The organism is Ruegeria lacuscaerulensis (genome assembly GCF_013031245.1).
GTDB classification, from domain to species: domain Bacteria; phylum Pseudomonadota; class Alphaproteobacteria; order Rhodobacterales; family Rhodobacteraceae; genus Ruegeria; species Ruegeria lacuscaerulensis_C.
On the sequence record NZ_WPZL01000015.1, the window covers coordinates 34,660 to 48,703 of the forward strand.

Here is a 14,044-nt window from a genome sequence, read left to right on the forward strand (position 1 = left end):
ATCATCCAGTAGATTTTCTACAGCATAAAGCTAGAAGAACTGATTGGTCAAACCAGCCACGCAGGCGCATTTTGAGGGAAACATGACAATGGAGAATTCACATGACCAAAGTGGCACTTATTACGGCAGGCGGCAGCGGAATGGGCGCGGATTCGGCGCGTCGGCTGGCCGCTGACGGGTTCAAAGTCGGTATCCTGTCCTCTTCGGGCAAGGGTGAGGCACTGGCACACGAGCTGGGTGGCGTCGGGGTCACCGGATCAAACCAATCCTCTGACGACCTGCAAAAACTTGTCGACGCCGCAATGGCCCATTGGGGCCGCATCGACGTGTTGGTCAATTCAGCCGGACACGGGCCCCGCGCACCGGTTCTGGAGCTTTCAGATGAGGACTGGCATCTCGGGATGGACGTCTATTTCATGAACGCGGTCCGTCCGACGCGGCTGGTGACACCTATCATGCAGGCGCAGGGCGGCGGGTCGATCATCAACATCTCAACCTTCGCCGCGTTCGAGCCGGACCCAATCTTCCCCACCTCGGGCGTATTTCGTGCCGGGCTGGCGGCGTTCACCAAGCTGTTCTCGGACCAGTACGCGGCCGACAACATCCGAATGAACAACGTCCTGCCCGGCTTCATCGACAGTCTGCCGGAGAAAGAGGAATTTCGATCCCGCATCCCGATGGGCCGCTATGGGCGCAGCTATGAAGAGATCGCTTCGGTCGTTGCCATGCTGGCGTCCGAGGGGGGCGGTTACATCACCGGTCAGAACATCCGTGTCGATGGTGGAATCACCCGGTCGGTCTGAGGTCAGAACCGCGCTTTGATGAGATGTGTCAGTGCCGCGCCGGTTTCGAAATAGGCGCGGCGCAGGCCCGTCCAACTCTCGCGATATTCTGAAACCGAGGGGACGGGCAACTGGCTGGGATCATTATTCAGCAGGCTTTCGGCCATCAGGCGGCCGAACACCGTGCCCGGTCCTATCCCCCTCCCGGAAAAGCCGTGAACGGACAATGCGTTCGGACCGATCCGTGTAATCTTTGGAATGTGGTCCGAAGTCATGGCAATGCGCCCGTGCCATCCCTCGACCAATGGCTGATCGGCCAGCTGCGGGTAAAGCTCAGCCATCTTGCGCCGGACCCATCCTGAGTGCACTGCACGGCCCGCCTGCCCCAGATCGCCCATGCCGCCAATGATGAACCGCCCCTCCTGATCCATTCGAAACGAGGTCATGATCAGGCCGGTATCCCAACAGCCTTCGCCACCCGGCAGCAGGCTGGCACGTAAATTGTCAGACAGCGGAGCGGTGGAATACTGGAAGTAATAAACAGGCACATAAGCAGGGGTCGATGCCTTTAGACTCTGGTGATAAGCATTGGTCGCCTGAATCACTGACTTGGTGCGCACGGTGCCCTGAGCGGTATTTAGAAACCAGACACCATCGTATTGCTGCATGGATTCAACGGGGCTTTGCGTAAAAACCTGCGCTCCGGCCTCGGCGGCTGCGCGTGCCAATCCCCGGACATAAGCAAGCGGTTGGATTGTACCTGCTCGGGGGTCGAACAAGGCCCCATGGAATGCAGCGCTGCCGGTGCGCTGAATAGCCTGATCCGCAGAGAGTAATTCAACCGGTGCTCCCGATGCCGCGAGCTGTGTGTGGCGGGCCTGTAAGTCCTTCAAACCAGACGTGGAATGCGCACAGTGGAGAGTTCCACTACGCACCGGTTCGCAGTCGATCCCATGCCGATCGATCAGGTCAAACACATCCGCGGGAGCTGCGGCCAGCAAGTCGATCAGCCGATCCCCGGCCTCGCCCCCCAGATGCGCGCGGATATCGGCAGGCGGCAGCCACAGCCCTGCATTCGCCAGTCCCACATTGCGGCCCGAGCCACCATGACCGATTTCCTGCGCCTCCAGCAGGCAGACCGTCGCCCCCGCCCTTGCCGCCGTCAGCGCGGCGGAACAGCCAGTGTAGCCGCCGCCAATTACTGCCAGATCGACGGTCAGTTTGCCGGTCAGAGGGGCGCTGTCGACATGCTCACGGCAGGTTTTCAACCACAGGGACTGATCATGGTCGCTCACTTCCGGCTCCTTGAAATTGCAAAGATCATCAAGCCGGACTCAGCCGGTTGCAAGCGCCCTTTGGTCCTCACGCCCCATGGCAATCAGGAAAGGCTGCGCATCCTGCTGTACCTGAAAGGCAGCCTTGCTCCCCATGCCGCGCCAATCCGCCAGAACCAGCGATTGCGCCACCGCCCCACCCAGGGTTGCACCCGGACCGGTGACGATGAACAGGTCGGGGGCGAACTCGCGCGCGGCCGTTTGGATCGCAAGGGTGAAGTCATAGGTTTCGGTCACCTGATGGCCCAGCGTATACTCCCACAACGCCTGCGTATCCGTCGCGCCTGGCCACCAGATTTTGCCACGCCCGTCGATCAGGGGACGTTCGGGCTGGCCAAACAGGTCCATTCCCAGCCGCGTACGCCCCTCAGCGGCCACCGGAGCCTGCAGGTGTGTATGGAACGCGGCATGGTTCGCCAACCGCATGGGGAACCGTTCCTGCACAACCGGCTGAGAGGTTTCGAATGCCTTCAGCCCGTTTTCGTTGCCTGCCAGAACCAGCATCCCGCCCAGATCAATCGACAGCGCCAGATCGTGCCCGTCCATAGCGTTGATGCCTGCCACATCCGCCAGCAAATCGGCCTTCCTTTCCGGATCGTCCTGCCAGTCATCACCGGTGAACGGATAGACCAGCTGCCCGCCGATCAGATGGTCCTGCATCAGTGTTCCCATCGTATTCACGACGCGGAACCCGTTCTGCGGCGATAGCGCACCTCCGGCGGCCAGAGCGATATACCATCCCATCGAATTGCCCGTAACGGCGACCACCTCGATGTCGTCCGCCAAAGCCTGCGCATCGGCCAGCGATGCCGCATAGATCAGGGGAGAGGCCATATCTCCTCGGGAATATTTCGCCACCGTGTACCGGGCAGCACCGTCCAGTGCGGTCACTGCATCCTGCCCGGTCTCGGATCTGATGGCGTCAAAATCGTGGAACATCTCCATGCAGTCCGAATGATGGCGATGCAGATAGCCTAGCTCGGGTTTGTAATAGGTGCCCCTGCCGGGGCAGATGACAACGGCAGTGCGGGTCATGCTTTGCCTCCGGTCAGGTTCAAGGCGGCGGCTACAATCCCGTCTTTCGACGGCAATGGAGCAGCGTAGGCCGGTCCGGTGGCGATGAAGCAGTCCTCGGCCACGACGCGGGCGATTGGGGTGTCGGCGTCTTCTTGGGCAAAGAAGGTCATCAACGCCTCGGATTGACTGCCGGTGCGGCGGCATTCGTCGACGATCAGGATGTTTTTGCAGCCATTGGCGGCATCACGCAGCGCCTCTGTCGGCAGTGGTGCCAGCCAGCGCATGTCAATGACGCGGGTCTTCACACCGGCGGCGTCAAGCTCGGGCAAGGCCTGTTGTGACAGGTAATGTCCGTTGCCATATGTGACGATGGCCAGATCAGTTCCATCTCCGTGGACCCCGACCTCGCCTAAGGCGATGAGCCGGTCCGGCGAAGGATAGGTGGTCATCCAACCGGCATCCTGTGCCTCATGCAAATCGCGCATCGGGTACAGCGCGATGGGTTCCAGAAACACCACCACGCGCTGTTCCTCGCGCGCCAGCCGCACGCATTCGCGCAGCATCCGCGCCGCATCCGCGCCGGTCGAGGGACAGGCAATGATCACACCGGGAATATCGCGCAACACAGCCAGGGAATTGTCGTTGTGAAAATGCCCGCCAAACCCCTTCTGATACCCCAACCCCGCAATCCGCAGAACCATCGGGTTGGTGAACTGCCCATTCGAGAAAAACGGCAGGGTCGCGGCCTCGCCCCGTATTTGATCCTCGGCATTGTGCAGATAGGCGAGGAACTGGATTTCGGGGATGGGGACAAACCCGTTATGCCCCATGCCGATGGCAAGCCCCAGAATGGACTGTTCATCCAGCAGCGTGTCGATCACCCGGTCCGGGCCAAAGCGCTGCTGCAGTTTCTGCGTTACACCGTAAACACCACCCTTGCGCCCGACGTCTTCACCCATGCAGACGATTTCGCCATGTTCCAGCATCAGATCGGTTAGTGCCCAGTTGATCAGACGGCTCATCGGCTGAGGCTCGTCCATCACACGCATGTCACCGCCAAAGGCTTTGACGCGGGCCTCGGAACCGGGGCCGTTGGTGGGCTTAAAAGCGCGCTTGGGCGGGATCAGACTGGCCATCACGTCTGAGGCGCTGGCCAGATGCGGGCGCGTCGCCGCTTCGGCCGCAATTCGGTCGGTGCGGGCGCAGGTGTCCTGATAGATCTTCAGCGCCTGATCCGGCGATAGTGCACCAGCCTGATCCAGCAGACGCACAGTATGCAGCAACGGATCGTTGGCTTCATCAGCCTCGACCTCGGATTTTGGCAGATAGGTGGTGGGAACATCCGCTCCGGCATGGCCATAAAGGCGCACCGTTGTCAGGTGAAGGAAGGCGGGCCTTCTGCGGGCGCGGACGTAGTCGGCGGCCTCTTTCGCCGTGGCATAGGTTTCATAAATATCCAGCCCATTGGCCCGGAAATACTTGATCCCCGGGCGATGCTCCATTGACGCCTGAATCCAACCCTTCGGCGTTTTCACCGATATGCCGATCCCGTTATCCTCACACACAAACAGCAGCGGCAGTGGCGTCGACTGCACACTGGTCCAGCCCGCCGTGTTGATTGCCCCCTGCGCCGTCGAATGGTTGGCCGAGGCATCGCCAAATGAGCACATTGCGATCCCATCCTCAGGCAATTCCCGATGCTCAGGATCATGTCTGCGCGCCGCACCCAGCGAATACGCCGCGCCCACCGCTTTGGGCAGATGGCTCGCGATAGTCGAGGTTTGCGGCGGGATCGTCAGAGCCTTGGACCCCAGCACCTTGTGCCGCCCTCCCGAGGTGGGGTCTTCCTTGGAACATGCAAAACTCAACAACATGTCCCACGCGATTTGCTGGCCGGGCACCTGTTCCGCGCGGGCGATCTGAAACGCCGCGTCGCGGTAATGCAGAAACGCTATGTCCGTAGGGCGCAGAGCGTGTGCCACCGCCGCCATCCCCTCGTGCCCGGACGACCCGATGGTATAGAACCCCTGCCCGGCTTTTTGCATTGCACGGCTGGTCCGATCCAACGCCCGGCTAAGGACCTGCGACCGGAACAGAGACACGGCATCCGTCTTACCCAGCCCCGCCTGCGGGGTCGCGCCATCGGGAAAGTCACGTCTGGCAACCCGGTTCAGGAAATTTTCGTGAACGATCTGAGCCCGATCCATGGCGTCTTCCTCAGTAGTCTGCGGTTACGGGTTGGCGGTTGCAGCCGGTAAACGGCGAACCTTTCTTGCAGGCTTTTGATGACATTGGCAAAAGAAAGCCGCAACCGTCCCGGAGATATCCATACATACTGCTGTGCTGGGTCATATTCGTTTGCCTAAATTAAAACCTGCATTTGTATCAGGCTGGCGGTTTGCAAATGCCAGTGATAATCCGTCCGAAAGGTATGAGGATTAATCATATGATAGCGCCACGTCGTTTCCTGCCCTCCATCCCTTCATTGCTGGCCCTCGAAGCCGTCGACCGCCTTGGCAGCGCGTCTGCCGCCGCAGAAGAACTGTCCCTGACCCAAAGCGCGGTCAGTCGACAGCTCAAGTCAATGGAAGAACAACTGGGTGTCGATCTGATCCAGCGCAGTCAGATGCGGCTGCATCTGACGCCGGCAGCAAAAGAATATGTTCAGGTTGCCCGAACGGCGCTGAACCAACTGGCGCAGGCGTCGCTGAAACTCAAAGCCAACCCAACTGGCGGATCGCTGAACTTGTCGATCCTGCCCGCGTTCGGAATGCATTGGCTTGCCCCACGCCTTCAGGATTTCGCGCGCCAACACCCCGAAGTGACAGTCAACCTCAACACACGTCTGCGGCCGTTCGATTTTGAAACCGAACATTTCGACGCCGCCATTCACTTTGGTCAACGGGACTGGGCCGGAGTGAACTATCTGCCCATCATGCGCGAGGATGTGATGCCGGTTTGCGCACCGGATTTGTTGCCGCAAAATGCAGGTGATATCGGATGGCTGACGAACGCGCCCTTGCTGCACATTGAGACACGGCCCGACGCCTGGGAAAGATGGTTTGCCGCTCAGGGGCATAAGGTGTCCGGAATTGGCGGAATGCTGTTCGACCAGTTCTCAACCATGGGCCAGGCTACAATTCACGGGCTCGGCGTGGCGCTGCTCCCCAGTTACCTGATCGAAGATGACCTCCGGACCGGGCGGCTGGTACCGGCCTGGCAAGGGCCGGGGGTAAGTTTGGGTGACTTTTTTCTGGTTTGGCCACAAACCCGCGCGGAATCCGAGCCGCTGAAGTCCTTTCGTCTCTGGCTGCAAGGGCAGATTGACAAAAATCCATCCCGCGAGTCCTGAACGTCACGCAAACATGCGCGGCCTTCGGCCTTGCGTCCTGCGGACAGCAGGGGGCCAGGCAGGCGCGGGCTGTGCCCGCGCCTGCCTGGCCCAACGGGAGGAGATGTTTCTTAAGCAACATTGACGACGGGCGGGAGGTACCGCGTCGTATTCAGGTATCCAAAGACCGGGCGATGAGCTCTTTCATGATCTCATTGGTACCGCCATAGATCATCTGAACGCGCGCATCCGCGTAGAGGCGGGCAATGGGGTATTCCATCATGAACCCGTATCCGCCAAACAGCTGAAGACACTCGTGCATGATCTCGTTCTGTACTTCCGAGCCCCAGTATTTCACCATCGAGGCCGCCGCAGCATCCAAGGTGCCCGCTTCAATCCGTGCGACGCAATCATTGACAAAGCTGCGCAGAACTTCGGCTTTGGTCTTGCACTCCGCCAGTTTGAACCGTGTGTTCTGGAAATCCATTACCCGTTGCCCGAAAGCCTTGCGTTCCTGCGTGTATTTCACCGTTTCCGAAATGGCGAAATCAATCGCGCCCAGCGCACCGATGCCGATCGTCAGACGTTCCCATGGCAGTTGTCTCATCATCTGATAGAAGCCCTGGCCCTCTTCGGCGCCAATGAGATTGGTCATCGGTACTTTGACGTCTTCAAAGAACAGCTCGGCAGTGTCATTGGCCTTCATGCCCAACTTCCTGAGGTTACGCCCTTTGCGGAACCCGTCTGCGTCGTCGGTTTCAACGGCAATCAGCGACACGCCCTTGGAGCCAACGGCCCTGTCCGTTTTACAGGCCACCAGAATCAGGTCCGCCGACTGCCCGTTGGTGATGAAGATCTTGGATCCGTTCAGCCGGTATGAATTCCCGTCCTTGTCGGCCGTCGTCCGAATGGACTGCACATCCGAACCTGTGCTGGGTTCGGTCATGGCCAGCGCGCCTACCATCTCGCCCGACGCCAGGCGAGGCAGCCATTTCTGCTTTTGATCTTCGCTTCCGTAAGCTGCCAGGTAATGGATTACTATGAATTGAATGCCAACCCCCCATCCGGTATCGCCATGGGCGGCTTGTTCGTAGATCGTGACGGCGTCAAAACCGACGCCACCTCCGACACCACCGTAAGCTTCAGGTATCGCACCGGCCATCAACCCGGCCTCTCCTGCCTTTTGCCATATGTCACGGTCGACGATGCCGTTCTCGTTCCAGCGCTCGATATTGGGAACCAGTTCATCCTCCATGAACCGGTTCGCCATTTCCGCAAACATCTGGTGTTCATCGGTCACCCAACTGGCAGTGGTGGTGAAAAGCGGCATGCATGGTCCTCCCGATTCAATTTTCGGTCAGAGTAGCTTTGGATTTTGCATGGTCCAATCCGTCAAACGGGTTGCTACGCAACGTCTTTTTGGCGACAGAGCCCCGTTTACGCCAACGCGTTGTCCAGAAGAACCTGTGCTGCTGCCTTGGCGTCCTGCGCCGCATCGCAGGTTTTGAGAAGCACAGTCGTCACGATCGCGCCTTCCTGCAACAACATGATCTGGCAGCCCAGCTTTTCCGGATCGCGCGCACCAGCCTTGCGCGCCAGATCTGTGAAATAGTCCAGCAGAAGACGCTTGTGCTCGGCCGCCTGCACGTGGATCGGGTGATCCTGATCCTGATACTCGGCCCCCGCCTTGATGAACATGCAGCCGCGAAACCCATCCTCATTGAACCACTCGCCAAGCGCATCGAAACTGGCAATCAACTGACCGGCGGGAGTATCCGCAAGAATTTCGATCCGGCGCATGAAATCGTTCCGGAAATTCTCGTCCCGTAACCGCAAGGCCGCCAGGATCAGCTCTTCCTTGGTGCGAAAGTGTTTGTACATCGACGTTTTCGACACGCCCGTTTCAACCACCAGTTTGTCCATCCCAGTGGCGTGAAATCCGTCGCGGTAAAAGACCTGCAACGCATTGCGGACCAGTTCGTCACGTTTGTTGGGGCGCATGAGGTGGCTCCTGAGTGTACAGATCAGTACATAGTACTAATCGAACCGGACTGCAATAACTGAGCATTAAACCCTTGTTTTTACTACAACCCAAAGAACACTCGGCAGCGGAGCAGACATATTTTCAAAATTGGACTTGAAAACATTTACCGATCAGTACACATTGAAAGCAAGATGTACCGATCTGTAAACCTTGGAGCGATCAGATGCGACGCCGTGCCAGCCCATTCTCATCCCAGTACGTCCCATTTCTTTTGAGCCTCGCGCTTTTGGCCGCCTCGTTGACGTGAAAGACCAGCTGATGACCCGCCCCCCTCTGCCCCCTTTCACAACGGAAACCGCCAGTCAGAAAGTCCGCATGGCAGAAAATGGCTGGAATAGCCGTAATGCCGATGTGGTGACACCGGCCTATACCGAAGACAGCCAGTGGCGGAACCGGGCCGAGTTCATCAGTGGGCATGATGAAATCCACGCCTTTTTGACCCGCAAGTGGCACAGGGAACTGGATTACCGGTTGATCAAAGAGCTGTGGGCGTTCTCAGGCAACCGCATCGCCGTGCGGTATGCGTATGAGTGGCATGACGACAGCGGCCAGTGGTTTCGATCCTATGGCAACGAAAACTGGGAATTCACCGGAGATGGCAGAATGGCCAAACGGCACGCGTCACTGAATGATTTGCCAATTACCGAAGCGGAACGCCTGTTTCGCTGGCCGCCAGGACCTCGCCCCGAAGATCACCCGGGCCTCTCGGACCTGGGCCTTTAGAAAGGACATCCCATGCCCCGCGCCTTTTCAGAACTGACTTTCACCCCTACCGTTCGCGCCCATCAGGAGCGGATGGGGTCCGCGAAAACCTACGCAAAGTTCATTGAGGGTGGCCCGCAACAGGGGCATGAGATCGGTGACGCCGAAAAGGCTTTCATCGAGGCGCGGGACGGGTTTTATCAATCCACCGTCTCGGAAACCGGCTGGCCCTACGTCCAATATCGCGGCGGGCCGGTGGGATTTCTCAAAGTACTTGGACCGCAGACAATCGGATACGCCGATTTCTCGGGTAACAGGCAATACATCTCGCGCGGAAACTTAGACGGCAATGACCGGATCGCCATGATCCTGATGGATTATGCCAACCAGCGGCGTTTGAAAATACTGGGCCGGGTGGAATTCACGGAAGGCGAGGCAGCGGCAACCGATCTATATCCCGACGGCGCAGAGGCCCCCGCCGAACGCGCTGTTGTCATCCGGGTCGAAGGGCTGGATTGGAACTGCCCGCGCCATATCACGCCGCGATTTACCGAGGCCGAATTGCGCCCCCATCTGAACACTTTGGGCCAGCAACTGGCGCAGTTGCAACTCGAGAACGAAAAACTGAAACAGCAATTGTCACAACTGTCCTGAACCCGGCACGCCGGAACAGGAAGGGGCGTCTTAAAACAAGGAACCGTTCCGATGCTGCGTTCTGCGTTGAATTTTGTAAGCCTTTGTCTCTTTGGCTTTACGCTGCTTACGGCATCCCTGATGCTGGCCTTTTTTGCCTCGCCCGAGGCCGTGCGTACGCAACCGCCTGCGTTGTATGACTCGCTTTTGCTGGAACTGCTTTCGAACAGGTAACCCAATTTGCCGTCGCGCCACCGGCGTTAGCAATTCGCAAAAAAATTCCGACACCCCTTGACCTTCCCGTGACTGGAACCCTCATCTGAAGGGCAAAGAACAGTTTAGGATGAGTCGGATGGCCGCGCCGCAGACAACTCAGTTGAAAATCTCGGGCATGGGATGTGCCTCGTGTGTGGGACGTGTGGAAACTGCCTTGCGCGACGTACCGGGGGTTTCTGATGCGTCCGTCAACTTTGCGACGGAAACTGCACAGGTCACTCATGACGGACCGGTTAGCGCGCTGACGGATGCCTTGACCATGGCCGGCTATCCGGCGGCGACCCGGCAATCGACCCTAAAAATCGGCGGGATGAACTGCGCATCGTGCGTGGCCAAGATCGAACGGGCATTGACTGCGGATCCGGCCGTCGTTGATGCACAGGTCAACCTGGCGACCGAAAGCGCCCAAGTTACCTATATCGACGGTGCGACCGATCCACGGACCTTGGCGCAACTGTCTGAGGATGCCGGATATCCGGCCCGCGTTGCCCAGGCCGCAAACGATGGTCAGACCGATGCAGCCAAATCCGAAGAGGCAAAGGCTCTGACCCGCTCCACTGTGTTTGCCGCAGTCCTGGCCCTACCGGTGTTCGTACTGGAGATGGGCGGCCATATGATCCCCGCCTTTCACCATTGGGTGCAGGCGACCCTTGGCACTCAGACCAGCCATCTGATCCAGTTCGCGCTGACGTCGGTTCTTTTGATAGGGCCGGGTCGGGTCTTCTACGCCAAGGGCATCCCGTCCCTGCTGCGCGGATCACCGGATATGAATGCACTGGTCGCTTTGGGAACCGGAGCGGCCTACCTGTTCTCGGTCACCGCCACGTTCACACCACAGGTTCTGCCTCAGGGCAGTGCCAATGTGTATTTCGAGGCCGCCTCGGTCATCGTTGTGCTCATTCTGCTGGGCCGCGTGATGGAGGCGCGGGCCAAGGGGCGAACCGGGGCCGCGATCCGCAAGCTGGTCGGGTTGCAACCCAAGACGGCTCGCGTCGAGCTGGACGGCACCTTCATTGACCGCGCGATTGCGGACATCACGGTGGGGGACATCCTGCAAATCCGCCCGGGAGAGCGCGTGCCGGTGGATGCCGAAGTGCTTGAGGGCACCTCCTACGTGGATGAAAGCATGATCACAGGCGAACCTGTTCCTGTGGGCAAATCACCTGCCGATCAGGTCGTCGGCGGCACCGTCAACGGCACCGGCGCATTGCGGGTTCGCGCCACGCGGGTCGGGGCCGACACGGTGCTGGCGCAGGTCATTCATATGGTGGAACAGGCGCAGGGGGCCAAGCTGCCGATACAGGGCCTCGTCGACCGGATCACTGCGTGGTTCGTACCTGCTGTGATTGCCGTGTCGCTGCTGACGATTGCCGTTTGGCTTATCTTTGGCCCTGCACCAGCCCTCCCGATGGCGTTGGTCACCGGGGTCTCGGTCCTGATCATCGCATGCCCTTGCGCCATGGGTCTGGCGACGCCGACCTCGATCATGGTGGGCACAGGACGTGCGGCGGAACTGGGTGTTCTGTTCCGCAAGGGTGACGCGCTGCAGCAGTTGCAACAGGCCAGGGTCGTTGCGCTGGACAAGACAGGAACGCTGACGATGGGGCGACCCGAGTTGGAGAACGTCACCACCGCAAACGGCTTTGACCGCGCCGACGTTCTGCGTCTGGCGGCAGCGGTCGAGGCGCGGTCCGAACATCCGATTGCCAGCGCGATTACCCGCGCGGGCCCTGCAGAGTTGCCTGCACTTTCGGAATTTGAGTCATTCACAGGTCTTGGGGTTCGGGCCGTGATCGAAGATCGCAGCGTGCTGATCGGCTCGCCCAGGTTGATGGCGCAGAACGGTGTGGACCTGACCGATCTGAAACCCGAAGCTGACCAGCGCGCAACAGAAGGTGCGACACCACTATTTATCGCCATTGACGGTCAGGCGGCGGCGATGCTTGCGGTCTCTGATCCCGTCAAACCCGGCACTGCGCAGGCGCTGGGACGGTTGCACGACATGGGTCTGACACTTGCAATGGTCACCGGAGACAACGCGCGCACGGCGCAGGCGCTGGCCGACAAGCTGGGCATCGACCATGTCACGGCAGAGGTTCTGCCAGACGGCAAGCTGGCCGCAATCAACGCCTTGCGCGACCAGTTCGGCACGCTGGCCTTTGTCGGTGATGGCATCAACGACGCCCCGGCGCTGGCGGCAGCGGATATCGGAGTGGCCATCGGCACCGGCACCGATGTGGCGATTGAAACAGCAGATGTGGTGCTGATGTCCGGCGATCTGCGCGGCGTGACCAACGCGGTTGAGATCAGCCGCCGGACCATGCGCAATATCCGGCAGAACCTCGGCTGGGCATTTGGCTACAACATCCTGCTGATCCCTGTGGCCGCCGGTGTTCTGTACCCGTTCAGCGGCCATCTTCTGTCCCCTGCCCTTGCCGCGGGGGCAATGGCATTGTCGAGTGTTTTCGTCGTCTCGAACGCGCTGCGCCTGCGTCGGGTTCGGGCCAGCTTGCCGGAAAGCGCTCAGGACCACTCAACCCAATCGGTGACGTCATGAATATCGGAGATGTGGCAACCCAGACCGGCCTGCCGGCCAAAACGATCCGGTACTACGAAGATATCGATCTGATAAAACCGCTGCGAGACGACAACGGCTATCGCAGGTTCCGCGATCAGGACGTGCACAAGCTGAACTTTCTGGGCCGCGCCCGTGCACTGGGGTTCACCATCGAGGATTGCCGGACACTGCTGGCCCTGTACGAGGACGAAACCCGCGCCAGCGCCGATGTCAAAAAGGTAGCACGGGCGCACATGGTGCAGATCGAAGCCAAAATCGCCGACCTGAATGCAATGCGCGACACGCTCGGCCATCTGATCGATGCCTGCGCCGGGGATGACCGGCCAGATTGTCCGATCCTGCAGGATTTGGGCGGCAAGGCCTAACGCGGGGTTGCCCTTTGGGCGCAGCTTTGCTTTGTCTCTGCCTAACATTCCGGCCTGCTGAACTAAATGGGTACCGGACAGCAGAGAGGATCATCAAATGGCAAAAATTTCGTTTCTGGGTCTGGGCGTGATGGGCTATCCCATGGCCGGTCACCTGCAGGCTGCAGGTCATGACGTCACCGTTTACAATCGCACTGCGTCAAAGGCCGAAGCCTGGGTCGCCCAGCATGGCGGGGCGATGGCGGAAACGCCGAACGCGGCTGCACAAGGGGCCGAGTTCGTCATGTCCTGCGTCGGCAATGACGACGACCTGCGCATGGTCTGCACAGGTGCGGATGGCGCGTTTCACGGCATGGCAGAGGGTGCGATCTTTGTCGATCACACCACCGTTTCGGATAAGGTGACACGCGAACTCTATGAGGCCGGTAAATCCCAGGGGATCGCTTTTGTGGACGCCCCGATCTCGGGCGGGCAGGCCGGGGCCGAGAATGGCGTTCTGTCGATCATGTGCGGCGGGGATCAGGCGGCCTATGACGCGGCAGAGCCGATTATGCAGGTTTACTCCAAAATCTGCCGCCGCATCGGAGACAGCGGCGCTGGGCAATTGACAAAGATGTGCAACCAGATCGCCATTGCCGGTCTGGTTCAGGCCCTCAGCGAAGCGCTGCATTTCGCCGAAAAGGCGGGGCTGGATGGCCGCTCGGTTGTCGAGGTGATCAGCCAGGGTGCAGCCGGTAGCTGGCAAATGGTGAACCGGCATGAGACCATGCTGGACGATCACTTCGAGCACGGGTTCGCAGTCGACTGGATGCGCAAGGATCTTGGAATTTGCCTGAACACAGCCAATGAAACCGGTGCCTCGCTGCCGGTGACCGCACTGGTCGATCAGTTCTACAAGGACGTGCAGAAACTGGGCGGAGGGCGCTGGGATACGTCCTCGCTAATCAAACGGCTGCAGGCGCTTGACTGAAGGATGGCCGCG

General features: G+C 59.6%; 13 protein-coding genes. 8 read left to right on the plus strand and 5 right to left on the minus strand.

The genetic code is table 11. From position 1 onward, the window contains the following. The first annotated feature begins 101 nt into the window (after nt 1–101). Complete coding sequence (locus GOX66_RS16265; protein WP_174822768.1) at nt 102–803, plus strand: SDR family oxidoreductase; 702 nt, start codon at nt 102–104, stop codon at nt 801–803. A 2-nt stretch (nt 804–805) separates the two neighbouring features. On the opposite strand, the gene GOX66_RS16270 is transcribed toward GOX66_RS16265, so the two are convergent. From GOX66_RS16270 to GOX66_RS16280, 3 genes are read right to left on the minus strand one after another with little or no spacing between them, the layout of a single operon-like run. Beyond that, nucleotides 806–2,077: an FAD-dependent oxidoreductase gene (locus GOX66_RS16270; RefSeq protein WP_170763794.1), complete on the minus strand. Its 1,272-nt coding sequence runs from the start codon at nt 2,075–2,077 to the stop codon at nt 806–808. A 39-nt stretch (nt 2,078–2,116) separates the two neighbouring features. Then, entirely contained in the window at nt 2,117–3,151 is a 1,035-nt protein-coding gene (locus tag GOX66_RS16275; protein ID WP_170763795.1) for an ACP S-malonyltransferase, read from the minus strand. Further along, complete coding sequence (locus GOX66_RS16280) at nt 3,148–5,340, minus strand: dehydrogenase E1 component subunit alpha/beta (protein ID WP_170763796.1); 2,193 nt, start codon at nt 5,338–5,340, stop codon at nt 3,148–3,150. The genes GOX66_RS16275 and GOX66_RS16280 overlap by 4 nt, the downstream gene beginning before the upstream one ends. A gap of 239 nt (nt 5,341–5,579) precedes the next feature. On the opposite strand from GOX66_RS16280, the gene GOX66_RS16285 reads away from it, so the two are divergent. Further along, nucleotides 5,580–6,485, plus strand: coding sequence for a LysR substrate-binding domain-containing protein (locus tag GOX66_RS16285; RefSeq protein WP_170763797.1), 906 nt, complete (start codon nt 5,580–5,582; stop codon nt 6,483–6,485). 151 nt (nt 6,486–6,636) lie between these two features. On the opposite strand, the gene GOX66_RS16290 is transcribed toward GOX66_RS16285, so the two are convergent. Beyond that, nucleotides 6,637–7,794 carry an acyl-CoA dehydrogenase family protein gene (locus tag GOX66_RS16290; RefSeq protein WP_170763798.1) on the minus strand — a complete coding sequence of 386 codons (1,158 nt, stop codon included), beginning with the start codon at nt 7,792–7,794 and terminating at the stop codon, nt 6,637–6,639. 107 nt (nt 7,795–7,901) lie between these two features. Continuing rightward, on the minus strand, nt 7,902–8,465 hold the full coding sequence (locus tag GOX66_RS16295) for a TetR/AcrR family transcriptional regulator (protein ID WP_170763799.1): 564 nt from the start codon (nt 8,463–8,465) through the stop codon (nt 7,902–7,904). A gap of 301 nt (nt 8,466–8,766) precedes the next feature. Here GOX66_RS16295 and GOX66_RS16300 point away from each other — a divergent pair, with 301 nt between their 5' ends. The 6 genes from GOX66_RS16300 (at nt 8,767) to GOX66_RS16325 (ending at nt 14,032) form a co-directional block, all read left to right on the plus strand. Then, the gene (locus GOX66_RS16300; protein ID WP_170763800.1) at nt 8,767–9,231 is read left to right on the plus strand and encodes a nuclear transport factor 2 family protein; all 465 of its coding nucleotides are present in this window, start codon (nt 8,767–8,769) and stop codon (nt 9,229–9,231) included. A gap of 12 nt (nt 9,232–9,243) precedes the next feature. After that, on the plus strand, nt 9,244–9,864 hold the full coding sequence (locus GOX66_RS16305) for a pyridoxamine 5'-phosphate oxidase family protein (protein WP_170763801.1): 621 nt from the start codon (nt 9,244–9,246) through the stop codon (nt 9,862–9,864). 51 nt (nt 9,865–9,915) lie between these two features. Next, on the plus strand, nt 9,916–10,077 hold the full coding sequence (locus GOX66_RS16310; RefSeq protein WP_170763802.1) for a hypothetical protein: 162 nt from the start codon (nt 9,916–9,918) through the stop codon (nt 10,075–10,077). Nucleotides 10,078–10,195: 118 nt separating this feature from the next. Then, entirely contained in the window at nt 10,196–12,676 is a 2,481-nt protein-coding gene (locus GOX66_RS16315; RefSeq protein ID WP_170763803.1) for a heavy metal translocating P-type ATPase, read from the plus strand. Further along, the gene (cueR, locus tag GOX66_RS16320; RefSeq protein WP_170763804.1) at nt 12,673–13,062 is read left to right on the plus strand and encodes a Cu(I)-responsive transcriptional regulator; all 390 of its coding nucleotides are present in this window, start codon (nt 12,673–12,675) and stop codon (nt 13,060–13,062) included. Before GOX66_RS16315 ends, cueR begins: the two co-directional genes overlap by 4 nt. Before the next feature lie 97 nt (nt 13,063–13,159). Next, entirely contained in the window at nt 13,160–14,032 is an 873-nt protein-coding gene (locus GOX66_RS16325; RefSeq protein WP_170763805.1) for an NAD(P)-dependent oxidoreductase, read from the plus strand. Nucleotides 14,033–14,044 lie beyond the last annotated feature (12 nt).

Coding starts and splice junctions, on each gene's coding strand:
- GOX66_RS16265 (WP_174822768.1), top strand. CDS start 102: ATGACCAAAGTGGCACTTATTACGGCAGGCGGCAGCGGAATGGGCGCG.
- GOX66_RS16275 (WP_170763795.1), bottom strand. CDS start 3,151: ATGACCCGCACTGCCGTTGTCATCTGCCCCGGCAGGGGCACCTATTAC.
- GOX66_RS16280 (WP_170763796.1), bottom strand. CDS start 5,340: ATGGATCGGGCTCAGATCGTTCACGAAAATTTCCTGAACCGGGTTGCC.
- GOX66_RS16285 (WP_170763797.1), top strand. CDS start 5,580: ATGATAGCGCCACGTCGTTTCCTGCCCTCCATCCCTTCATTGCTGGCC.
- GOX66_RS16290 (WP_170763798.1), bottom strand. CDS start 7,794: ATGCCGCTTTTCACCACCACTGCCAGTTGGGTGACCGATGAACACCAG.
- GOX66_RS16295 (WP_170763799.1), bottom strand. CDS start 8,465: ATGCGCCCCAACAAACGTGACGAACTGGTCCGCAATGCGTTGCAGGTC.
- GOX66_RS16300 (WP_170763800.1), top strand. CDS start 8,767: ATGACCCGCCCCCCTCTGCCCCCTTTCACAACGGAAACCGCCAGTCAG.
- GOX66_RS16305 (WP_170763801.1), top strand. CDS start 9,244: ATGCCCCGCGCCTTTTCAGAACTGACTTTCACCCCTACCGTTCGCGCC.
- GOX66_RS16310 (WP_170763802.1), top strand. CDS start 9,916: ATGCTGCGTTCTGCGTTGAATTTTGTAAGCCTTTGTCTCTTTGGCTTT.
- GOX66_RS16315 (WP_170763803.1), top strand. CDS start 10,196: ATGGCCGCGCCGCAGACAACTCAGTTGAAAATCTCGGGCATGGGATGT.
- cueR (WP_170763804.1), top strand. CDS start 12,673: ATGAATATCGGAGATGTGGCAACCCAGACCGGCCTGCCGGCCAAAACG.
- GOX66_RS16325 (WP_170763805.1), top strand. CDS start 13,160: ATGGCAAAAATTTCGTTTCTGGGTCTGGGCGTGATGGGCTATCCCATG.